This window comes from Pseudomonas sp. NPDC088368 (genome assembly GCF_044753445.1).
Lineage (GTDB): Bacteria > Pseudomonadota > Gammaproteobacteria > Pseudomonadales > Pseudomonadaceae > Aquipseudomonas > Aquipseudomonas bambusae.
In genome coordinates this window covers 106545-128097 of sequence record NZ_JBIVNG010000006.1, presented here as the reverse complement: position 1 = coordinate 128097, position 21553 = coordinate 106545, and the positions used below count along the sequence as shown (strand labels likewise).

General features: G+C 61.9%; 21 protein-coding genes and 1 pseudogene. 11 read left to right on the top strand and 11 right to left on the bottom strand.

Features of this window, described 5'->3' with window-relative positions:
- Window positions 1-102: 102 nt before the first annotated feature.
- Entirely contained in the window at window positions 103-1539 is a 1437-nt protein-coding gene (locus ACIQAL_RS14670; protein WP_401146529.1) for an aldehyde dehydrogenase, read from the bottom strand.
- Between the two features lie 203 nt (window positions 1540-1742).
- Here ACIQAL_RS14670 and ACIQAL_RS14665 point away from each other — a divergent pair, with 203 nt between their 5' ends.
- Window positions 1743-2429: a GntR family transcriptional regulator gene (locus ACIQAL_RS14665; protein WP_401146527.1), complete on the top strand. Its 687-nt coding sequence runs from the start codon at window positions 1743-1745 to the stop codon at window positions 2427-2429.
- Between the two features lie 358 nt (window positions 2430-2787).
- On the opposite strand, the gene ACIQAL_RS14660 is transcribed toward ACIQAL_RS14665, so the two are convergent.
- A complete protein-coding gene (locus tag ACIQAL_RS14660; RefSeq protein WP_401146525.1) occupies window positions 2788-3147 on the bottom strand; it encodes a MerR family transcriptional regulator in 360 nt (119 codons plus the stop codon).
- A 75-nt stretch (window positions 3148-3222) separates the two neighbouring features.
- On the opposite strand from ACIQAL_RS14660, the gene ACIQAL_RS14655 reads away from it, so the two are divergent.
- Window positions 3223-3651, top strand: a complete 429-nt coding sequence (locus ACIQAL_RS14655) for a hypothetical protein (protein WP_401146522.1) — start codon at window positions 3223-3225, stop codon at window positions 3649-3651.
- A gap of 53 nt (window positions 3652-3704) precedes the next feature.
- On the opposite strand, the gene ACIQAL_RS14650 is transcribed toward ACIQAL_RS14655, so the two are convergent.
- The 5 genes from ACIQAL_RS14650 to ACIQAL_RS14630 all read right to left on the bottom strand — a co-directional run bounded on the left by ACIQAL_RS14650 (window position 3705) and on the right by ACIQAL_RS14630 (window position 9182).
- On the bottom strand, window positions 3705-4436 hold the full coding sequence (locus ACIQAL_RS14650) for a class II aldolase and adducin N-terminal domain-containing protein (protein ID WP_401146519.1): 732 nt from the start codon (window positions 4434-4436) through the stop codon (window positions 3705-3707).
- Window positions 4437-4497: 61 nt separating this feature from the next.
- Window positions 4498-5331, bottom strand: a complete 834-nt coding sequence (locus ACIQAL_RS14645) for an ABC transporter substrate-binding protein (protein ID WP_401146516.1) — start codon at window positions 5329-5331, stop codon at window positions 4498-4500.
- A 27-nt stretch (window positions 5332-5358) separates the two neighbouring features.
- The gene (locus ACIQAL_RS14640) at window positions 5359-6231 is read right to left on the bottom strand and encodes a phytanoyl-CoA dioxygenase family protein (RefSeq protein WP_401146514.1); all 873 of its coding nucleotides are present in this window, start codon (window positions 6229-6231) and stop codon (window positions 5359-5361) included.
- Window positions 6232-6268: 37 nt separating this feature from the next.
- Window positions 6269-7792: an amino acid ABC transporter permease/ATP-binding protein gene (locus ACIQAL_RS14635; RefSeq protein WP_401146512.1), complete on the bottom strand. Its 1524-nt coding sequence runs from the start codon at window positions 7790-7792 to the stop codon at window positions 6269-6271.
- Window positions 7793-8207: 415 nt separating this feature from the next.
- The gene (locus ACIQAL_RS14630; RefSeq protein WP_166595425.1) at window positions 8208-9182 is read right to left on the bottom strand and encodes a LysR family transcriptional regulator; all 975 of its coding nucleotides are present in this window, start codon (window positions 9180-9182) and stop codon (window positions 8208-8210) included.
- 318 nt (window positions 9183-9500) lie between these two features.
- Here ACIQAL_RS14630 and ACIQAL_RS14625 point away from each other — a divergent pair, with 318 nt between their 5' ends.
- The 6 genes from ACIQAL_RS14625 (at window position 9501) to ACIQAL_RS14600 (ending at window position 14039) form a co-directional block, all read left to right on the top strand.
- Complete coding sequence (locus ACIQAL_RS14625) at window positions 9501-10751, top strand: flavin-containing monooxygenase (RefSeq protein ID WP_401146508.1); 1251 nt, start codon at window positions 9501-9503, stop codon at window positions 10749-10751.
- Window positions 10752-10973: 222 nt separating this feature from the next.
- Entirely contained in the window at window positions 10974-11399 is a 426-nt protein-coding gene (locus ACIQAL_RS14620; protein ID WP_341964221.1) for a RidA family protein, read from the top strand.
- A 31-nt stretch (window positions 11400-11430) separates the two neighbouring features.
- Window positions 11431-11865, top strand: a complete 435-nt coding sequence (locus tag ACIQAL_RS14615; RefSeq protein ID WP_401146506.1) for a TOBE domain-containing protein — start codon at window positions 11431-11433, stop codon at window positions 11863-11865.
- A 66-nt stretch (window positions 11866-11931) separates the two neighbouring features.
- Entirely contained in the window at window positions 11932-12939 is a 1008-nt protein-coding gene (locus ACIQAL_RS14610; protein WP_401146503.1) for an NAD(P)H-quinone oxidoreductase, read from the top strand.
- Window positions 12936-13568, top strand: a complete 633-nt coding sequence (locus ACIQAL_RS14605) for a glutathione S-transferase (RefSeq protein ID WP_401146501.1) — start codon at window positions 12936-12938, stop codon at window positions 13566-13568. The genes ACIQAL_RS14610 and ACIQAL_RS14605 overlap by 4 nt, the downstream gene beginning before the upstream one ends.
- A gap of 15 nt (window positions 13569-13583) precedes the next feature.
- Window positions 13584-14039 carry a type II 3-dehydroquinate dehydratase gene (locus ACIQAL_RS14600; RefSeq protein WP_401146499.1) on the top strand — a complete coding sequence of 152 codons (456 nt, stop codon included), beginning with the start codon at window positions 13584-13586 and terminating at the stop codon, window positions 14037-14039.
- Here the strand turns inward: ACIQAL_RS14600 and ACIQAL_RS14595 are convergent.
- From ACIQAL_RS14595 to kaiC, 4 genes are read right to left on the bottom strand one after another with little or no spacing between them, the layout of a single operon-like run.
- Entirely contained in the window at window positions 14036-15646 is a 1611-nt protein-coding gene (locus ACIQAL_RS14595) for a response regulator (protein WP_401146497.1), read from the bottom strand. The two genes, ACIQAL_RS14600 and ACIQAL_RS14595, sit on opposite strands and share 4 nt — an antisense overlap.
- 17 nt (window positions 15647-15663) lie before the next feature.
- Window positions 15664-15996, bottom strand: coding sequence for a circadian clock KaiB family protein (locus ACIQAL_RS14590; protein ID WP_401146495.1), 333 nt, complete (start codon window positions 15994-15996; stop codon window positions 15664-15666).
- Window positions 15993-16325 (bottom strand): circadian clock KaiB family protein, encoded by a 333-nt coding sequence (locus ACIQAL_RS14585; protein WP_401146493.1) that lies wholly within the window; start codon window positions 16323-16325, stop codon window positions 15993-15995. Before ACIQAL_RS14585 ends, ACIQAL_RS14590 begins: the two co-directional genes overlap by 4 nt.
- Window positions 16322-18037, bottom strand: coding sequence for a circadian clock protein KaiC (gene kaiC / locus ACIQAL_RS14580; protein ID WP_401146491.1), 1716 nt, complete (start codon window positions 18035-18037; stop codon window positions 16322-16324). Before kaiC ends, ACIQAL_RS14585 begins: the two co-directional genes overlap by 4 nt.
- A gap of 374 nt (window positions 18038-18411) precedes the next feature.
- Between kaiC and ACIQAL_RS14575 the strand changes: the two are divergent.
- The 3 genes and pseudogenes from ACIQAL_RS14575 to ACIQAL_RS14565 all read left to right on the top strand — a co-directional run.
- Window positions 18412-20469: pseudogene (locus ACIQAL_RS14575) on the top strand (ATP-binding protein); the annotation flags it as partial.
- Between the two features lie 60 nt (window positions 20470-20529).
- Window positions 20530-20982, top strand: coding sequence for a GNAT family N-acetyltransferase (locus tag ACIQAL_RS14570; RefSeq protein WP_401146489.1), 453 nt, complete (start codon window positions 20530-20532; stop codon window positions 20980-20982).
- Window positions 20983-21081: 99 nt separating this feature from the next.
- Window positions 21082-21420, top strand: a complete 339-nt coding sequence (locus ACIQAL_RS14565; protein ID WP_401146486.1) for a hypothetical protein — start codon at window positions 21082-21084, stop codon at window positions 21418-21420.
- Window positions 21421-21553: the final 133 nt, after the last annotated feature.

Below are 21553 nucleotides of genomic sequence, written 5' to 3'. Positions count from 1 at the left end.
TATTTTCGATGACCGCTGCACACAAAACGGTCGGCAGATCCGGACGTGTTCGACGGGTGATCGGCCCTGCTCCGCCAGGCGCCGATCACCCGCATTCCCGCATTACTTGGCGACTGCCAGCGGGCTCTCGTGGAGGCCGAAGTACAGGCTCTTCACTTGCGCGTATAGACGCAGGCCATCGATGCCTTTTTCGCGGCCAATGCCGCTGTTCTTGAACCCGCCAAACGGCGTGCTGGTGACCGACTGCTTGTAGGTGTTGATCCACACTGAACCGGCTTCGAGGGCACGGCCGATGCGCCACGCGCGCTTGAAGCTTTCGGTCCAGATGCCGCAGGCCAGACCGAAGGCGGTGCCGTTGCCCTGAGCGATCAGATCGGCCTCGTCCTTGAACGGCAGCGCCACCAGCACCGGGCCGAAGGCTTCCTCCTGACACGACAATGCGTCCGGACCCAGACCGTCGATCACGGTCGGCAGGTAATAGGCGCCCTTCGCGTACTCCACGCCCACCGGCACGCCACCGCCACACAGAATGCGGCCGCCTTCGTCGCGGGCGCGGTCCACGAAACGGATCACCCGCTCACGATGGTGGAACGAGGCCAGTGGGCCCATTTCCACGCCTTGAGCGTCAGGGGCCGCGACCTTGAGTCCTCGTGCACGCTGCACCACACGCTCAAGGACGTCGTCGTAAATGCTTTCTTCGATGAACAGGCGCGAACCGGCGACGCAAGACTGCCCGGCAGAGCCGAAAATCCCGGCCACGACGGCAGCGACAGCGTGTTCGATGTTGGCGTCAGCGAACACCACGTGAGGAGATTTTCCGCCCAGTTCCAGCGCCACCGGAATCAGACGTTCGCCGGCCACCTTGCCGATGGCCTGACCGGATTGAGTGCCGCCCGTGAACGACACCATGCGTACGCCAGGGTGCGCAACCAGCGCCGCACCGACGGTGGCGCCGCGACCTTGCACCACTTGCAGCAGACCCTCCGGCAGACCGGCGGCCAGGGCGATGCGCAGCAGTTCAGGGGCCAGCAGCGGCGAATCTTCAGAAGGTTTGAGCAGCACCGCGTTGCCCGCCGCCAAAGCCGGGGCGACCTTGGTGGCGTCGTTCATGATCGGTGAGTTCCACGGGGTGATGGCCGCGACCACACCGTAGGGTTCGAGCACGGTGAACGACACGTAATCGCCCCGCGCCGGGGTGACGTCGGTTTCCAGGGTTTCACACACCGAGGCGTAATACAGGAAGGTACCCACGGCCGAATCGACCATGCCACGGCATTCGCCGATGGGCTTGCCGTTGTCGCGCATTTGCAGTTGCGCGAGGGTTTCCTTTTCCGCCGCCAGGCCGTCAGCGATGGCACGCAACACCGCCGCGCGGCGATGGGGCAACAGGGCTTTCCAGCCGGACTCGTTGAATGCCTTCCAGCCACGGGCGACAATGGCGTCAAGTTCGTCGACCGGCGTCACCCGTACCCTGCCCACTTGCAGGCCGGTGGCAGGGTCGGTGCTGATGAGGAATTCTTCGGGTGTGAAAGCGTTCATGACGGCTCCAGTTCTTGTTGATTGAAGCCAGTCTGCGTGCATGTCCGGCGCCGAAACAACCAGCACGTTGTCGCCATTAATGGTGATAAGATTATTGATAACGCCTTGCTGCCATCCTCCAGGGAACGGTCGTGAAATCACAGGGATCTGGCATCGATCTGCCAATCCCGGATGAACGAATTTGAGAATAACGAGAACAATCGATGAGCAAGTTTGACGGCCACATGAGCGCGGAACACAGCCACCACGCCCTGCCCGAACCGGTGGCGGCGGTGATCGAAGCGATTGAAACGGACATCATCAAAGGCCGGATTCTGCCCCGTACGCGGCTGATCGAAGATCATCTGATGGACGATTACGACGCCAAACGCCACGTGGTTCGCGCTGCGCTGGTGGAGCTTGAACGACTGGGCGTGGTGGTGAAACCGCCGCACCTTGGCGCGCAGATCCGCCGCTTCGACGCCCAGGCCCTCGACGACCTTTATCGCATGCGCAGCGTGCTGCACCGCGCCGCCGTAACGATGATGAAACTGCCGGTCGACCCCGAACGTCTCGACCGGGTGACCGCCGCGATGCAGGCCCACGCCGACGCCGCCCAGAGTGGCGACATCATCCAGATCAACCGCGCCAACATGCAGTTCCATCGCGAGCTGTACGGCCTGTGCGACAACCCCTACCTCGCCGAATCCATCCGCCTCCACGACTGGCTCAGCTTCCCCGCCCGCGCCTACGGCGTGGCCGACACCGAAGCCTTGGCGCAAGCCTGTCAGGAACACGCCGACATGGTCGACGCCCTGCGCACCTGCGACCGCGAACGCCTCGACCGCCTGTCCTACGGCCACATGGACCGGGCCAGGGCGATCTATGCGGCGAAGTTTTTGAGCAAGTGAATGCATGGGCCAGCGCGTCGATCAATACTCGTTGAGCCTCGGAACCTGTAGGGGCGAATTCATTCGCGAAGGCGGTACATCCGACCCAGATGTGTCGCTTACCAAACCTTTTCGCGAATGAATTCGCTCCCACAGGGATTGGCGGCGTGCCGAAGCCCTTTGAATGACCCACACCCTGCAGCACACCGTGCCGCTAAAAAGTCATCGGTTCAGTCACAAAATCCTGGCAATCCACATCACCCTGTGGGAGCGAATTCATTCGCGAAGGTGGTACATCCGACACGAATGTGTCGCTTGCCAAGTCCTTTCGCGAATAAATTCGCTCCCACAGGGATCTGCAGCGTGCCGAAGAACCCTCTTAGTTCGACGCCAACAACGGACACACCTGCCCTGCCCGCTCCACCAACAACCCTCGCAACATGCTCATCTGCGCGATCCTCGCGTCCAGTACCGCGATCTTCTCCGCAAACAGCCGCGCCAGCACCTCTGCCGACACCGCCTCGCTGTTCCACAAGAGCGGCAAATTTTCACCAATCTCTGCCAGTGAAAACCCCAACTGCTGCGCCAGCTTGATATACCCCACCAACTGCACGGTCTGCTCGGGGTACAGCCGATAACCGTTGGCCGTCCGTTGCGGCTTGATCAACTGCTTCTCTTCGTAAAACCGCAACGCATCCACCGAGACCCCGGTCAGCGCTGCCACTTCGCCAATTCTCATGATGCTCGACGCCCGTATTGACTCTGGACTTAGGACCAGGCTTTAGCCTGCGGGCTCAAACTGTGAGGGATGACGATGGTCAGCGTAAAGCGCAATAAACAGATCGTCCGGGCCAGCGCCGGATATGACTTGGTGGTGACGGCAGGCTTCATGACGCCCTGGACGGCGACGTGGGTGTTCGAGGGGTTTGCGAAAATGTCCGACACGCTGGGACTGGATCGCCCAATACCGACGCTGGACGTCACGGCCATGCTGCTCGCCAATTTGCTGGGCAGCGTGGTGGTGGTCTGGTCCCTGTGGCGCTTGAGACATGCCAGCCGAATCGTGGGCCTCTACGATGCGCTGGCCCGTGGGTTGTTCGCCCTGTGGCAACTGTATGCCGTGACCCACGGGGCGAGCTTTCTGCTGCTGGGCTTTACCGTGTTTGAGGTGGCGTTCGGGATTGCTCAGAGCTGGCCGGTGCGAGAGAACGCAGCATTGGAACGCACAGGGGCAAGCACCTGAACCCGCCTGGGCGCCGTCCACCTTGGAACAGCAACCGGCGCCCACTCGCGGATTCAATCCACCAACGACCCATCCATCTCAATCATCAGTTCTTTCATCTCTTCAAAATGCCGCCGAGAAAAGTCGGTGATTTTCTCCCAACCTTTCGCCGTCTTTTCCGCCACGTCATCGGCCAGCACCCGCAGCGGCTGGCCGGTGGACAGGGCTGTCACGTAGATCTGGCAGGCGCGTTCCAGGGTCCAGATATCGTCGAATGCTTCTCCGATGTTCGGGGCGATGACCATGACGCCGTGGTTACCCATCAGCAGGCGGCGTTTGCCGTCGAGCAGACCGGCGAGGCGCGCGCCTTCGGCTTCGGTGTCGGCCATGCCGCCGTACATGTCGTCCACGGCGATGCGGTTGAAATAGCGGGCGGTGTTCTGGTCGATGGGCAGCACTTGAGGCTTGGCCAGACAGGCCACGGCGGTGGTGTAGACCGGGTGCAAATGCAGCACCGCGCGGGCTTCCGGCAGGCGCTGGTGAATCTGTCCGTGGATCGACCACGCGGTCGAGTCGACGTCGGGATGCTCGGCGCTGGCCGGGTCATCGGCGTTCAGCAGCAACAGGTCGCTGGCGCGGATGCGGGAAAAGTGTTTCCACTTCGGGTTAATCAGGAATTGCTTGCCATCGGCCGAGACGGCGGCGCTGAAATGGTTGGCGACCGCTTCGTGCATGCCCAAGTGGGCGACGATGCGAAAGGTCGCGGCCAGGTCGATGCGCGCCTGCTCTTCGAGTGATAACGCCATGAATCAGGTCTCCACAGGGCGTGGCCGCACCGTGGGATGCGGCGCACGCTACCGGCTGGTGTCAGGGTTTTGGCATCAGTGCGGCGATGTCTTCGTCAGTCGGGGCTTCGAAGTTGTACTTCTTCAGCAGCGCCGTGTATTCCGGGGTGGCACGGTACTTGGCCAACGCATCGACCAGTGCCGTCTTGACCGCATCGTTGCCCTTCTTCACGCCGAAGCCGTTGAGCACCGGGTAGATCAGGGTGTCGGAGGAAATCACCACGCGGGTGCCGAGCTTGTCCACCACACCACGGGCCACGGCGGCGTCGGTGATTTGCGCTTCGACGGCGTGGGCGAGCATCGCCTGGGTGGTCTGCGGGTCGGTGGCGTATTCGCTGATCGCGATCGGCTGCAAGCCGTTTTTCACGCAGTACTCATCGGAGAGTTTGTGCATCTGCTGCAACCACGACGTGGCGGCCATGGAGCCGATCTTGTGGCCACAGAAATCTTCTGGACGCTTGGGCTGATAAGCGCTGCCCTTAACTGCCAGGATCGACTCGCCGCTTTTCAGGTAGGGGATCATGTCGATGACTTTTACCCGCTCGCCGGTGATGTACATCGACGAGTTGGTGACGTCGAAACGACCGCCCTGAAGACCCGTGATCAGGTTCGGGAAGCGCGTGTCGAGGGTTTCCACCTTGCGCCCCATGACCTTGCCCAACCCATCCATCAGCTCGATGTCGAAGCCGGCAGGACGGTTGTTGTCCATGTACTCGTACGGGAAAAACGTCACATCGGAACCGGCAATGATCTTGCCATCCTGCTGGAAGGCCGAGGCCGCCAACGAGGTCATCGCAACCGCTGCGCCAACCAGGCTCAGGGCAATAGGGCGAACAATCTGGTGCAACGCTGTCATGGTGAATCCCCGCAAGGTTAAGAGAAGTTAGGCAGTGGTTCGGTCTTGCCCGGCCTGTTGCACGAAGAAAGAAGCGCCACGGGGTTTCTGCGGCAACCGCATCTGGTTGGCCGTGGAGCGCACGAGGCCACTTTCCTGACCGGCCACCATCAGGCCGGCGTGCTCACTGGGCAGAGGGTTTTCGCCGAATGGCAGCGCGTCTTCAGCGGCGTAAACACCGATGAACAGGGTGCGCGGCAGTTCGGTCTCGTTAGGGCTTGAAGCGTGCAGCAAACGGGTGTGCATGAAGCAGACGGAACCGGCCGGGCCGAAGCAGGCCACAGGCGTCTGGCAGTGCTCATCGACGACCTCGTCGTCCACGGCACCGGTGAAACGCTGGTCATGCCAGTGGGACCACAGCGGCCCCTTGTGGCTGCCGGGGATGACATTCAACGGGCCGTTTTCCGGGGTCACTTCACTGACCATCAACAACGCGGTGACGATGTCGTCGTTGCTGTGGGGCGTGAACAAAAAGTCCTGGTGCCACTTCACCTGAGTCGCGGTGTGGGGCAGCTTCGAATTGATCTTGCTGTGGTGAAAGCGCGTGCCGTTGCCACCGATCAATTGCGCAGCGATTTGCGCCATGCGCGATTGCAGCGCGACCTGGAAATAAGCCGCCGAAATCTCGGTCGGCGAACTGACCCGACGCAGTGACGGGTGATCCGCACGGTGGTCGCCTTCGAGGTCGAAACGCGCCCGGCCGTCGATGGTTTCACCCCAGCCTTGTTCGTGGCTGCGGCTCTCTTCCACCCACTGGTCGAAGTCGTGCTGCAATGCCGCCACTTCGTCCGCCGAGAGGACCCCTTCCACCACCAGAACGCCGTCGCGGTGGAACTGCTCAATCTGCGCTTGCTCGATCATCTGCTTACCTTTCTTCAAATGTGGACGATGGGGGGAATCACGCCAGCGAGACATCCTTGAGGAATGCGTCGACGCGTGGGTTATGGCCGTTGCGCAGCACCTGAGGCTCGTCGTCGCACACCACGCGGCCCTTCTCCATGAAGACGATCCGGTCGGACACCTTGAAGGCGAAGTTCATTTCGTGGGTGACGATCACCATGGTGATGCCTTCCTGGGCGAGGGCTTCGATGACCTGCAGCACCTCGTTGACTTTTTCCGGGTCGAGCGCGGAGGTCGGCTCGTCGAACAGCATGATCTGCGGGCGCATCATCAAGGCCCGGGCAATCGCCACGCGCTGCTGCTGACCGCCTGACAACTGGCTCGGGTATTTCCAGGCGTGGTCGAGCATCCCGACCTTGTGCAGCAAGGCGTAGGCCTGCTGTTTGAGGTCATCGAGACGACCGAGACGGTGGTAACGCGGCGCCATGAGCAGGTTGTCCAGCACGGTCAGGTGCGGGAACAGGTTGAAGCTCTGGAACACCATGCCGATGTTCAACCGGTGCTCGGCGTGCTCCACGTATTGCGGCTTTTGCGCACCTTGTTTGTTCAGGTGAATGAACGGCTGGCCGTTGATCTGGATGTCGCCGTTGTCGATCTGCTCAAGGCCATTGAGCAGGCGAATCAGCGTGGTCTTGCCGGAACCGGACGGGCCGATCACCGACACCACTTCACCGGGCTGAATCTTCAGGCTGACCGCCCCCAGCACTTCGACGTCGTTGTAGGCCTTGTGCAACCGGTTGGCCTGCAACGCCGGAGCTTGCAAACCCGTGGTGATCGGGCGTTGCACGGCTTCACGTTGCTGCGTGGCGAGGGCCAGCACGGCGGCATCGGGGACGCGGGACACGTTGCGCTGGTTGACGTCGAGGTATGTCTCCAGCCGCTTGAGCAGGAAGTCGAACACGGTGACGATCAGCACGTAATAGAACGCCACCGCCGCCATCGTCTCCATCACCAGAAAATTCTGCGAATACAGGCGCTGACCGACCATGAGAATCTCGGTCAGCGAGATCACCGACACCAGCGAGCTGAGCTTGACGATGGAGATGTATTCGTTGGCCAGCGACGGCAACGCGACCCGCAATGCCTGGGGGATCACCACCCGCCATTGCGTGCCGAGAAAGCGCAGCCCGAGGGCCCGTGCGGCTTCGGTCTGCCCCTTGTGAATCGACAGCAACCCGCCGCGATGAATCTCCGCCACGTATGCCGTTTCACACATCACCATCGCCAGCAAGCCGGCCCAGAACGGGTCGCCCAGGACCACTGACGCCAAGGGAAAGGCCTGCGGAATGTTGTAGACGAAAATCAGCAGCACCAGCAGCGGCACGCTGCGGAACAGCCAGATGTAGGCGCGGGCCGGGGCACTGAGCAACGGGCGTTTGGACTGTTTGGCCAGCGCCACGAAAAACCCGAGGCCGATACTGACGAGCCAGGTCACGAAACTCAGCTTGATGACGGTCCACGTCGCACGCCAGAACTCGGCATCGAAAAGCAAACCAAACATGTAATTCCAGTCGAATGTCATCGTCGCCGCGCTCTACCAAAAAATCAGAAAGTCCAACCGGGCGTCTCGCTCGACCCCGTCTCACGGCTGCACCGTTGAAACGAGATTCGGGGAGAGACGCGCTAACGGTCAATTAGGATTAACCGGACCAGTGAGTAGGCAGATCCGATGCAGCCGTGCGATCAAAAAATGTGCGATGGAACGCACTCGATCGGCGTGCAACGAAAACGCCCCGCAATGGCGCATCACTCAGGCCGCCTTCCGGCGGGCGCCACATTTCAGTGCGGCGTGTCCGTGATCGTCCCTGGGCTCATCCTGTGCCTGCAGTCTGCAGGCACGGTGGCGTCGGTTAAATTCGTTTCTGACTTGGAACTGGGGCGAGAAAATCCGAAGCAGCGGAGGCGGCGCGGGATGATCGACCGTGGTGCGCGGTCGATCACTCGGCGTCGGCGGCGGCCCGCACGGCGTGGGGGTCGAAGAAGCTTGGCGCGGCCATGCCGGGGATGTATTGGTCCGACACGAACATCCGGCAACGTTCGATGAAGGCTGACACCACGCGGGACGGCTGCGCGTTGCTGGCGGTGGCGTAACCCAGTTGCAAGGCGTGCTGTTCACCGGCCAGACGGATGCGGATCAGGCGCTTGCCGTCTTGGGAAATGTTGCCTTTGGGCCGGGCGTTGGCAATGCTGTAGCCGATGCCGTTGCCGACCAAAGCGCGCACGGTTTCGAGGTTGCTGGAGCGCATCACGATGTTGGGCGTGACGCCTGCGGGAATGAACAGGCTGAGGAAATATTCCCGGCTCCACGGGATGTCCAGCAGCACCATGGGATAGGGTTCGAGGTCCTGAATACCCACCGCCGAAACGTTGGCCAAGGGGTGGTGTTCGCCGACCATCACGTACGGCGGGAGCTTCGCCAGCGGTTGAAAATCGATGCCTTCACTGGCGATCAAATCGTAGGTCAACGCGATGTCGATTTCCGAACTGCGCAGCTTGTCCAGCAGCTGTTCATGGTCGCCTTCGACCTGGCTGATGCGCACGCCCGGAAACGCCCGACCAAAGCCGAACACCAGCTCGGGGGTGATCATCGGTGCCAGCGAATGCATGCAGCCGACGCGCAATGGCCCGCGCACGGTGTTCAAGGATTCCGACGCGATCGTATAAAGGTTGCTCATCTGTTCAAGAATGAGTTTGGCCTCTTGCATCACCTGCCGGCCCACGGCCGTTAACGAGATGCCCTGGGCGTGGTGCCGGACGAACAACTGAATGCCCAGCTCGGATTCCATGTGGGTGATGGCGGCCGAAATGGACGGCGACGACACGTGAATGCGTTCCGACGCGGCGCTGATACTGCCCGCTTCCCCGGATGCGACAAAATACTCCAACTGACGTTGAGTAATACGACTGAGCATCACGCCCTCCGCGATGTTGACGACAGGGCGCAGGATTGCGCGGCCCCTCGACTGACTGCATTTGCACGCTTCATGCCGGGTCGTTCGTGACCCCGACAGCATGCGACGAAGTGCCATCATCCAGTGCGGGGTGCCGAAGCAGGGTTCGGTTTTTCCTAAGCTCTACGTTCAAAAAGCAGAATTCCTATACGACAGCCCCTTGATCACACTGCCCTCGCAGATGGACGACGTCTGCAAGGCGCCTGTGCCTTCTCGACACGCTGTCGGTGCCCAGGCATCGGCCCAACCGATCAAGGTCGCTCTCTTTAGGAAGTTCACATGTCAGTCGAAAAAATCAACACCTTGGTGGTCGGCGCAGGCCAGGCGGGTGTCGCCATGAGCGAGCATCTCTCGCTGATGGAAGTGCCGCACATCGTCCTGGAGCGCAACCGCATCGCCGAACGCTGGCGCTCCGAGCGCTGGGACTCGCTGGTCGCCAACGGCCCGGCCTGGCACGATCGTTTTCCGAGCCTGAAATTCAGTGACCTGTCGCCTGAAGCCTTCCCGCCGAAAGAACGCATGGCGGACTATTTCGAAGACTACGTGGCCATGCTCAAGGCACCGGTGCGCACTGGCGTCGAGGTGCTGAAAGTCGAGCGCCACGTCGGCCGCCCCGGCTTCAAGGTGACCACCTCCCAAGGCGTGATCGAAGCCAACAACGTGGTGGCCGCGACCGGGCCGTTCCAGCGCCCTGCCGTGCCGAACATCGTGCCCGAGGCCGCCAAGGTTCAGCAGTTGCACTCCTCCAGCTACAAGAACCCGGGCCAGTTGGCCGAGGGTGCCGTGCTGGTGGTGGGTGCCGGGGCTTCCGGCTCGCAGATCGCCGAAGAACTGCAAAAGGCCGGCAAGACCGTCTACCTTTCGGTGGGTGAACACTACCGCCCTCCCCGCGCTTACCGTGGCCGTGATTACTGCTGGTGGCTGGGCGCGCTGGGCCTGTGGGACGAAGTGCGGATCACGCCGAAAAAGAAGCACGTGGCGTTTGCGGTCAGCGGTTATGAAGGCGGCAAGACCGTGGACTTCCGTCGTCTGGCGCACCAAGGGATCAACCTGGTGGGGCTGACGAAAGCCTTCGACAACGGCGTGATGAGCTTCGAACCGGGGCTGGCCGCCAACGTGGCCGAAGGCGACCGCGCCTACTTCGACGTATTGCGTGATGCCGACACGTACATTGAACAGAACGGCCTGCCGTTCCCGCCGGAACCCGACGCCTGGGAATTGCTGCCGGACCCGGATTGCCTGATCAACCCGATCCTCAGCCTCGATCTGGAAGCCGCAGGCATCACCACGATTCTCTGGGCCACCGGCTTCAAATTCGACTTCAGCTGGTTGCAGGTCAACGCCTTCGATGACAAGGGCGAACCCTTCCACAAGCGGGGCATCTGCGCGGAAAGCGGGATCTATTTTCTCGGCCTGCCGAACCTGGTGAACCGCGCATCCTCATTCATCTACGGCGTGTGGCACGACGCGAAATACATCGCCGACCACATCGTGCTGCAGAACGGCTACATGACCTACGAGCGCTCCTGACACTGAATGGCCGGCCGGCGCTGACCCACGAAACGTCGCGCCGGATGAGGGTTTACATGCCCTTCGGTTTTTCCTAATCACTGCCCCACGCAAATGCTGGTTTCGCCCTGTTGGGGGCAGTGTGAAGCTGGGGCCATTCACGGTTTTCACGCGACCTGTTTCCACGCGACCGACTTCAACGCGATCTATTTCAACGAGCGCTATTTCAACGAGAGCTACGCCATGCCTACCCACACTCGCATCCGCATGTTTAACACCAAAGAGACATACCCCAATCAGTCGCTGGACAACGACCTGTGCCAGGCCGTGCGCGCTGGCAACACGGTGTACGTCCGGGGCCAGATCGGCACCGACTTTGCGGGCAATCTCGTGGGTCTGGGCGACCCACGGGCACAGGCCGAACAGGCGATGAAAAACGTCAAGCAACTGCTGGAAGAGGCCGGTTCGGACCTCTCGCACATCGTCAAGACCACCACCTACCTGATCGACCCGCGCTACCGCGAGCCGGTGTACCGCGAAGTCGGCAAGTGGCTCAAGGGGGTGTTCCCGATCTCTACCGGGCTGGTGATTTCCGGGTTGGGTCAGCCGGAATGGCTGATGGAAATCGACGTCATTGCCGTGATCCCGGACGACTGGACCGCCGCCTGATTCCTGCGTTTCCTCGCCACCGGAGCCTCCCATGGCCAGCCCACACAACGCGCCACTCGAAACACTGACGACAAATGCCCTCGATGGCGTCAACCGGCTCTTTGGGCGTTACCAGAGCCGTGACGACGGGGCCGTGCTGGCGTTCGGCGGTGCGTTGTTGCGGGTGCCGTTCGAGCGGGTCCGGGCCGACGTCGGTGAACGCCTGACGATTTCGCTACGCCCTGAATGCATTCGTCTCGATGCACTGGGGCCGGACACCTTGCTCAGCGCCACGGTCATTGCTCATGTGGTTCACGGCGACCACGTCGAGATCCAGGTGGATGTTCCGGCACTGGGCTCGAATCTGTTCGTGCGACAACCGGGCATCGACGCCCTCACCCGCTGGCCCATCGGCGCGGCGGCCGGGTTGAGTTTCGACGTACAGGGGCTCAGCGCGGTGGCGGCAGAGCCCCCTTCTCCTCTTTGAATTCGGATGTTCCATGACGGCCTTTTCCTGCATCGCTCAGCGCGCTCTTTCAACGGAGCGTCACTCATGAACGCTTTGCCCGACATCCTTCGGGCCGTGATCGCCCGCGAGCCTGGTGGCCCTGAGGTGCTGACCTCAGTCGAACGTCCGATGACGCAACCCGGCGCAGGCGAGGTCTTGATAAGGGTGGCAGCAGCGGGCGTGAACCGCCCCGACCTGATGCAACGCAGCGGCATGCCCGTCCCACCGGGAATCACGGACGTGCTGGGACTGGAAGTGTCGGGTACCGTCGTCGCGCTCGGCAGCGATGTCGTCGGGGTGGCCGTGGGGGATCGGGTCATGGCGCTGTTGAGCGGCGGTGGCTATGCGGAATTTTGCGTCGCACGGCCGGATCAGTGCCTCCCCGTTCCTGCCGAGTTGTCGCTGATCGATGCCGCTGGCGTGCCCGAAGCGGCGTTTACGGTGTGGCACAACCTGTTCGAATTGGGCCGGTTGAGCGCAGGTGACACCGTGCTGATCCATGGCGCCGCCAGTGGTGTCGGCAGCTTTGCGGTGCAATGCGCCCACGCCGCCGGTGCGCGGGTCATTGCCACGGCGGGCGGCGCGCAAAAGGTCGCGATGCTGGAGGCCATAGGCGTCTGGCGAGCGGTGGATCGCCACACCGAGGATTTCGTCGCGGTTATCGAAGCCTGCACCGAGGGCCGTGGCGTCGACGTGGTCCTCGACAACGTCGGCGGGCCTTACGTGGCGCGCAACCTTCAGGCCATGGCCATGGGCGGTCGTCACGTCAGCCTGTCGTTCCTGCAAGGCGCGAAGGTGGAAGTGGACTTGCAAACGGTGATGCGCAAGGGCCTGAGCCTGACCTCGTCCACCTTGCGCCCCAAAAGCCCCGAGGAAAAGGCGCGGCTGGCCGCTTGCATTCGTGAGCACGTGTTGCCTTGGCTCGCATTCGGGCAGGTCACGCCGCAGATCCATGCGTGCCTGCCCCTCGATCAGGCGGCCGACGCCCATCGGCTGTTGGAGAGCAACGCCAATCTGGGCAAGGTGCTGTTGGTCACCGGCGCAGTGTCATGACCCGAGAGATTCCGATGTTCAAACTGTATTACGCCTCGACCTCGCCCTACGTGCGCAAAGTGATGGTGGTCGCCCATTGCCTGGGGCTGGACGGGCAGATCGAACGCCTCGATTCGACGGCGGACCCGGTCAATCGTGATGAGCGCATTGCCGTGTTCAACCCGCTGGCGAAAGTACCCGCCCTGCAAACCGCTGACGGCCTGTCGCTGTACGACAGCCGAGTGATCTGCGAATACCTGAACGATCACGCCGGAGGCACGTTGTTTCCCCAAGACGGCCACCGGCGCTGGGTCAGCCTGACCCGACACGCGTTGGGCGATGGTTTGCTGGACGCCGCGTTGCTCGCCCGCTACGAGACGGTGGCACGACCACCGGACAAGCACTGGGATCGCTGGCTCGACGGGCAACTGACCAAGGTCCGCGCCGTCCTTGATGACGTTGAAACCCACGCCGCGCAGTTCAGTCGCACCCCCGATGACATCGGGCTGATCACCCTGGGCTGTGGCCTCGGCTATCTGGATTTCCGCTTCCCGCACCTGAACTGGCGCGCGGCGCACCCTGCCACTGCCGACTGGTTCGCCGCGTTCGATCAACACCCGGCCATGCGCGCCACCCGCCCTTTCGAATAACGCCCCGGAGTCACCATGCCTTACACCGTATTTTTCCTGAACGGCCCCAACGCCAACCTTTACGGCCTGGACACCTCCGGCACTTACGGCACGGAAAGCTTCGCCAGCGTCGAAGCCGGCTGCCAGAAACACGCCATCGCGCTGGGCTTGACCCTGGAGTTTCGCCAGAGCAATCACGAAGGCGTGCTGGTGGACTGGATTCAAGAAGCCCGTCTGCGCGCCGACGCGGTGATCATCAACGCGGCGGGGCTGACCTACAGCTCGATTCCGATTCTGGACGCCCTGCTCGCGTTCGACGGTCCGATCATCGAGGCGCACATGAGCAACATCTGGAAGCGCGAAAGCTTTCGGCATCACTCGTATGTGTCGAAGGCCGCCACCGGCGTGATCGCCGGGCTAGGCGCGCTGGGTTACCGGATGGCGTTGACGGCGGTGGCGGAGTTGCTGGAAGGCAAAGCGAAACGTGCCTAGTGCTGCACCATCGCCTGCAGCGTGGCCTTTAACCCGTCTAGGGTGAACGGCTTGCGCAGCAGCGCGGTGTTGGTGTTCATCACAGGCCGCAGCTGGTCGGTGTCGGAATAGCCGCTGACAAACACGATAGGCTTGAGGGCGTCCAAGCGGTGGATTTCCAGTGCGACTTGGGCGCCATTCATGCCAGGCATGGCGAAGTCGAGAATCACCAGGTCGAACGCTTGCTGCACGATGGCGTGGAGCCCGGCGGGACCACTGGCGGCTTCAACCACCTCGTGACCCAACATGTCGAGCATGTCCACCAAGGTCCGGCGCACCTCGTCATCGTCATCGACCACTAGAATCTTCAGGTCACCTGCCGCGTCGGCCAATGCCGATGGCAGGTGCTCCTCAGGCACTCTCGCGTCGTCCACGCACGGAAAGGCCAGGCAAATGCTCGTGCCCTTGCCCAGCTCCGATGCAATGCTGACGGCACCGCTGGACTGCTGCACGATGCTCTCGACCTGCGACAGCCCCAGCCCCGTGCCCTGCCCCACGTCCTTGGTGGTGAAGAACGGGTTGAAGGCGTTGAGGCGCGTCTGCTCGCTCATGCCCGCGCCGGTGTCGACGACGCGCACTTCCAGAAAACCGGATGCGGACGACAGGAATTCATGGCGTTGCAGGTGCCGTGTGCCGATCAGCAACTGGCCCGAACCGCCCATGGCATCCCGGCCATTGATCGCCAGATTGAGGATCGCCAGTTCGAGCTGCACCGGGTCGGTGAGGACGTGGCTGTCGGTCACGTCGAGCTCGAACACCAGCTTGATGCCCTGTCCCAAGGTCGTGATGAGCAGGTCCGACATGCCGTGAATCACGGCATTGACCGAGCAGACTTTCAATTCCAGCTTCTGCGAGCGGGAGAACGCCAGCAGTTGCGACGTCAGCTTGGCGCCCCGGTCCGCCACCCTCAAGCCGCTTTCCGCCCAGCGCGTGACTTTCTCCGAATCCGGACGACGGATGATCAGGTCGAAACTGCCTTGAATGGCTTGCAACAGGTTGTTGAAGTCGTGAGCGAGGCCACCGGTCAACTGCCCCAGGGCTTCCATTTTTTGCGACTGATGCAGGCGGGCCTCCATCAGCTTTTGGTCGGTCAGGTCGGTGATCACCCCGCAGAAGATCGCTTCCCCGGAGAAGTCGTCCGGCAGTTTGCTGAATGACAGATGACCGGGAAACACCGTTTGATCGGGGCGATTGAATGAAGCGGCGCGGCGAATGGCCTTATCGCTGTCCGTGGACAGGTAGACGCTGAAATGATCGGCATCGGCACGGGTCAGGTAATCCTGAAACGCATGCCCGAAGATCTGTTCGAGGGGCGCGCCAATGATCTCGCTGAAGCGCTGGTTGGCATAAAGGATCGTGCCGTCAGCGGAAATAGACACGGCGCCCTCCTGCATCTGTTCGACGAGCAGGCGGTAGGGCTTGTCAGCGTTGTCGAGGGTGTAGACGGTCTCGCCCTGTTCGCCCTGAATGAACAATGCGTCGACGCTGCCGGTCCTGATCGCCTCCAGCACATCGTCGGCCTCCTGCAAGCGACGGCTCAGGAGTTCGATGTACTGGGCGTCCGTCATGCCGACGGGCCGGGCGATCAAGACGCGCTCTCAGTGCCCGGGGCAATCCCCAGGAACAGCTTCAGTTTTTCCACGTCCGACAAGTCGCCGATGAGTCGGCGGCTGAAATCGGGGTCGAGCTTCATCAGGGTCGGCACCGCCACGATACGGTCTTCCCGAGCGGCGCTGCTGTCCTGATAAATGTCGATGACTTCGAGCACATAGCGCCCGGTAAGGTACTTTTCGCACACGGCCTTGAGCTGATGCACGGCAAAGGAGGACCGGGACGTATTGCCCGAGATGTACAGCTTCAGGTGCTGGACAGAAGCCTCTGTGGGCTGGCCCTCCTTCACCGCCGGTTCGCCGTTCACGCGAGGGTCTGCCGAGGACGGATGTCGAGTCCGACCAGTACCTTCTCCGTGTTGGACAGGTCGCCGATAATCTTCACCAACGGCGTCGGCAGGTGCCGCACCAGGGTCGGCAGCGCGAGAATCTGGTCACCGGCCGCCAGTTGCGGGTGCTCTCGCAAATCGATGACCTCAATGCTGTAGATGCCAGCGAGGTAGGTTTCGCAGATCTTCTTCAGATTGTTCAGCGCGATCATGGATTTCGGCGTCTGGCCCGCAACGTACAGGCGCAACGCGTAGTGACCGGTGTCGCCGGGTTGTTCGGGGTCGATGGCTTGCGGGTCGTTACTCACTCGGTGAACCCCCGAACGGACGCCAGCGTCTTGCGGGTCCGATCTTCAGCGCTGGCCTGGTTGGCCTCGTCGCTGGAGAGGAAGGCTTCGTCCAGGTCTTGGGTCTCCAACTGAGCCTGCATCGCGGCGATCTGCCGTTCCAGCTCAGCCCGCTTCTTGATGACCTCCCGCTTGCGCCGTTCGACCGCTTCAATCCGGGCATCTTCCGCGCGCTGTTCGAACGCTTCCTGACGCAAGCGCGCCGTGCCGGTCAACACGCCGTTCGGCCCGATATAAGGCTGCAACAGGTTGATCCCGTCATGGCCGATCTGGTATTCGCGCACTTGGTTCGAGTGGCCCATGCCCCGGGACTTCAGCACGAACAGCAAGCGGTTATGCTCGCCATCGGCCTCGATGTTGGTCAGGGAAATCCAGGTGTCCATCAGCGAGGAAATCTCGCGTTCGAGGCCCGGAGAGCGCACCGCAACATCGGCGAGGCTGCAGAAAATAGCGGTGATGCCACGGGATTTGAGCAGGTCGACCAGCCGCAGCAATGTCGCATGCACCTCGGATTCCGGGCCACGGAACGCCGAAATCGGATCGATGACGACGGCGTGAGGCTGAAAGGTCTTGATCTCGCGGTGCATGCGGGCCAAGTGCACTTCAAGCCCGTACAAACTCGGTCGCGCCGATTCGATCTTTAACAGACCGCTGTCCTGATAACCGCCCAGATCGATGCCCACCGACTGCATGTTGCGCAGCAACTGGTTGGCGGATTCTTCAAAGGAGAAATATAGGCAGCGCTCGCCACGGGCGCAGCAGGCATCGACGAAACTGGCGGCAAACGTGGTCTTGCCGGTGCCCGCCAGACCGGACACCAACACGCTGGCGCCTTTGTAATAACCGCCGCGAGACATCATCGAATCGAGGCCACGAATACCGGTGACGACGATGTCTTGGGACGCTTCGTGATTCAGCCCGGCGGCGGTGATAGGCAAGACGGTGAAGCCATGCTCATCGATGAAGAACGGGTATTCATTGGTGCCGTGGGCCGAACCGCGATATTTAACGACCCGCAGGCGGCGAGTGGTGATTTGGTCGACCACACGGTTATCGAGCAGGATCACACAGTCCGAGACGTATTCTTCAATACCGTAGCGGGTCAGCTGACCGTCGCCGCGCTCACCGGTAATGATGGTGGTGACGCCCCGTTCCTTCAGCCAGTAGAACAGCCGACGCAGTTCGGAGCGCAGGATCGCTGTGTCCTTGAAACTGGAGAACAGCGCTTCGATAGTATCGAGCACCACGCGCTTGGCGCCGATGCTGTCGATGGCGTAACCGAGGCGCAGGAACAGGCCTTCGAGGTCATAGTCGCCGGTTTCTTCGATTTCGCTGCGATCGACATAGATATGGTCGATGGCGATTTTCTTGTCGTCGACCAGGGTTTGCAGGTCGAAGCCCAGGGAATCGACGTTCTGCACCAGGTCGCCGGCGCGCTCTTCGAAGCTCATGAACACGCCGTTTTCGCCGTGGTCGGTCACGCCTTTCACGAGGAACGTCATGCCGAAGAGCGTCTTGCCGCACCCCGCAGCACCGCACACCAGCGTCGGTCGGCCCTGGGGAATGCCCCCCAATAAAATGTCGTCCAGCCCTTCGATGCCCGTGGCGGCTTTTGCCAGCTGCGGGTTCGAGGAGGAAGGGTTCGACGCTTCAGGCTTAAAGGATGTATTCAATCGCTGCTACTCGGAATGCTTGACGGTTTGGCACCGGAAGCAGCGAGGAGTTCGGTGCCTTTAGGTGGTTTGTACATAAAGACTACGTTGTACAGGATTTCGGGGGGGCGGCGCCATCGCTGACGCCTGATCGATGGCAGATTTTCAAGGAACCCCTGGCCGCCGTCCCGCTCCAAAAACATCAACGCAGGCCACGGCCTGCGGGGTCCCGGCGCTAGTGCAAGTTGTCGCCATTTCTGGTCTGATGGCGCCTCGGGGTGCGCTGTCACTGATCACCACAGGAAAATCGCCATGTGTCATGGGAGGCCGCGTTGAACGACCAGACTCGGGAAGAGTTGGCCGCTGAAGTCACACGACTGCGCAGCGAACTGGCGCAGGTGCGCGGCGCCGAGGCTGCGTTGCGGCAGAACGCCGAACGCTCCAGCACGATCCTTGAAACCATTGAAGCCGCTTTCGCCATTGTCGAGGTCAAGTTCGACGCCGACGACCGTCCCGTGGATTACCGTTTCGTCGAGGCCAACCCCGCGTTCGAGCAGCAGGCAGGGGTCAACCTGCGAGGCAAATGGGTCACTGAATTCGCGCCGAACCTCGAACGCTTCTGGTTCGAGACCTATGGCCACGTGGCCAAGACCGGCGAGCCTGCCAATTTCGAGAGCTACGCCGAGGCGTTCGAGCGCTGGTTCGACGTGCGGGCAATTCGGGTCGGGGACCCGGCGGAGCGTCAGATCGCAATCTTCTTCAGCGACGTCACGGAACGGCGCCGCGCCCAGGAACGCCTGTCGATCAGCGAGGCCATCGCCCGGGAAAACATTGAGCGCGTGCAATTGGCGCTGTCGGCCGGAGCCATCATCGGCACCTGGCACTGGCACCTGCCCTCTGATCGGTTTGCCGTGGACGAAGCCTTCGCCAGAGCGTTCGGCCTCGACCCAACGCTGGGGCGTGAGGGCCTGAGCCTGGAGCAAGTCATCGCCACCGTTCACCCCGAAGACCGGGAAGGCTTGAAGGTCGCCATCACCGCCGCGATTGCTCGGGGCGGGGCCTACGCTCACCAGTACCGCGTGCGCCGCGCCGACGGCGTCTATTACTGGCTTGAAGCCAACGGCCGGGTGGAGCTGGCAGAAGACGGCACGCCGCTGCGTTTCCCCGGTGTGCTGATCGACGTCGAAGAGCGTCGCTCGGTGGAAAACGAGCGTGACAAAGCCACGGCGGCATTGCGGGCGCTGAACGACACGCTGGAGCAGCGGGTCGTCGAACGCACCGCCGACCTCATGCAAGCCGAAGAAAAACTGCGGCAGTCGCAGAAAATGGAAGCGGTCGGCCAACTCACCGGCGGAATCGCCCACGACTTCAACAACCTGCTGGCCGGGATTTCCGGGTCGCTGGAACTGATGAGCAGTCGGATTCTTCAGGGCCGCTTCAACGATGTCGAGAAATACATCATTGCGGCCCAGGCCGCGACCCGGAGAGCGGCCGCCCTCACCCACCGGCTGTTGGCGTTCTCTCGTCGCCAGACCCTCGACCCGCGCCCTACGGACGTCAACGCGCTGGTATTGGGGATCACTGAAATGATCCAGCGGACTGTCGGCCCGGCCATCCAGCTACAAACCGTCGGTGCGCCGCAGTTGTGGGCCACGCGGGTGGACGCCGGCCAGCTGGAAAACGCCCTGTTGAACCTGTGCATCAACGCCCGGGATGCCATGCCCCAAGGCGGCACGATTACCCTCGAAACCTCCAACCAGTGGCTGGACGCTGACGTCGCCGCCGCCCACGACATTCCGCCCGGCCCTTACGTGTCGCTGGCGGTCACGGACACCGGCACCGGCATGACGCCTGAGGTGATGTCCAAGGCGTTCGACCCCTTCTTCACCACCAAGCCCATCGGTCAGGGCACCGGCCTGGGCCTGTCGATGATCTACGGTTTCGCCAAGCAGTCAGGCGGGCAGGTCCGGGCGTATTCGGAGGTCGGGAAAGGCTCGACACTGTGCATCTTCCTCCCGCGTTACAACGGTGAAGCGGTGACGGAAGAAAACCAGGCCTGTGATCCGCAAAGCCCTGCCTGTGCAGCCAGCGAGACCGTGCTGGTGGTGGACGATGAACCGACCGTGCGCATGTTGCTGATGGATGTCCTTGCGGATCAGGGCTACACGGTGATGGAGGCCGCTGACAGTGTGGCGGGGCTGAAACTGTTGCGCTCCGATGTGCACATCGACTTGCTCATCACGGATGTCGGCTTGCCGGGCGGCATGAACGGCCGGCAAATGGCAGATGCGGGACGGGAAGTCCGGCCCGATCTGAAAACGCTGTTCATCACCGGCTATGCGGAAAACGCAGCCCTTGGCAACGGTGATCTGGGAACGGGCATGTGGGTGCTGACCAAGCCGTTTGCCGTGGACGCGCTGACGTCGCGGGTGCGTGAGCTGATGAACAGCTGACAGGGCTTTTATCGAACAGAGGCTAATGAGCTGATGGGGTTTTCCGATTCGACACCTTCCGTGTCCCTTCGCCGGGCACGACCCGACGACGCGATGGGGATTGCGTCACTGGTAGACGAGGCCTATTCGCCCTACATCCCGCGCATTGGCCGCAAGCCCGGGCCGATGCTCGACGATTACGCGCAGGTGATCGAGGAATCCGTGGTGTACGTATGCGATGACGACACCGGGATCACCGGCGTGCTGGTGGTGCAACCGGAAGACACCGACCTGTTGCTGGTCAACATTGCTGTGGCCAACCGCTGCAAGGGCCAGGGGATTGGCAAGCAGCTGATGAGCTTTTGCGAAGACCTCGCTTGCGAGCACGGCTGTCTGGGGATTCGGCTGTACACCCATGAGTTGATGACCGAGAACCTGGCGATCTATGCAAAGCTCGGCTATCGGGAAACCCATCGCGCGACGCAGCAAGGCTTCGCCCGTGTGTTCATGCGCAAGCCCCTCGATATTTCCTGACCCTTTACTCAATTTTTACGGAGTCTGGACGTTCGTTTACACGGATCGGGTGTTTCATACACACATGGCGAACCCAAACACATCGCCTGAGGAGACACCATGATTTCGAAGATGACTAAAGCCTTGATCCTGTCCGGTTGCCTGGTCGCTGCGGGTGCAGCGTCGGCAAGTGAACGCGATGTGGTCGTGCCGGTCATCGCCGGGGCGGCAGTCGGTGCAGTGCTGGCGACCGTGCTCAGCGGTTCCGGCCAGGACCACCACCGTCCCGAGTATCGTGATTACCGTCCACAGCCTCGCTACCAACCTGTGTACCAACCGGTGGCATATGTGCCAGTGCAGCGAGTGGAATACCGCCGCTTCGCCCCGCCACCACCGCATGGGTATTACGGTCGGGGCTATGACCGTCATGACGATGGCCGCGGGTATGGCCGTTGGTGATGGGTGAGCTGAAAAAGGCGCGCATACGATGTGCGCGCTTTGGCTATGACGCACATCCCCTGAAAGACACAAACCTTGTGGAAGCCACTGGTTTTGAGTGATCTGGATTTGCTCTGAACGGGTGCGTTTGGAG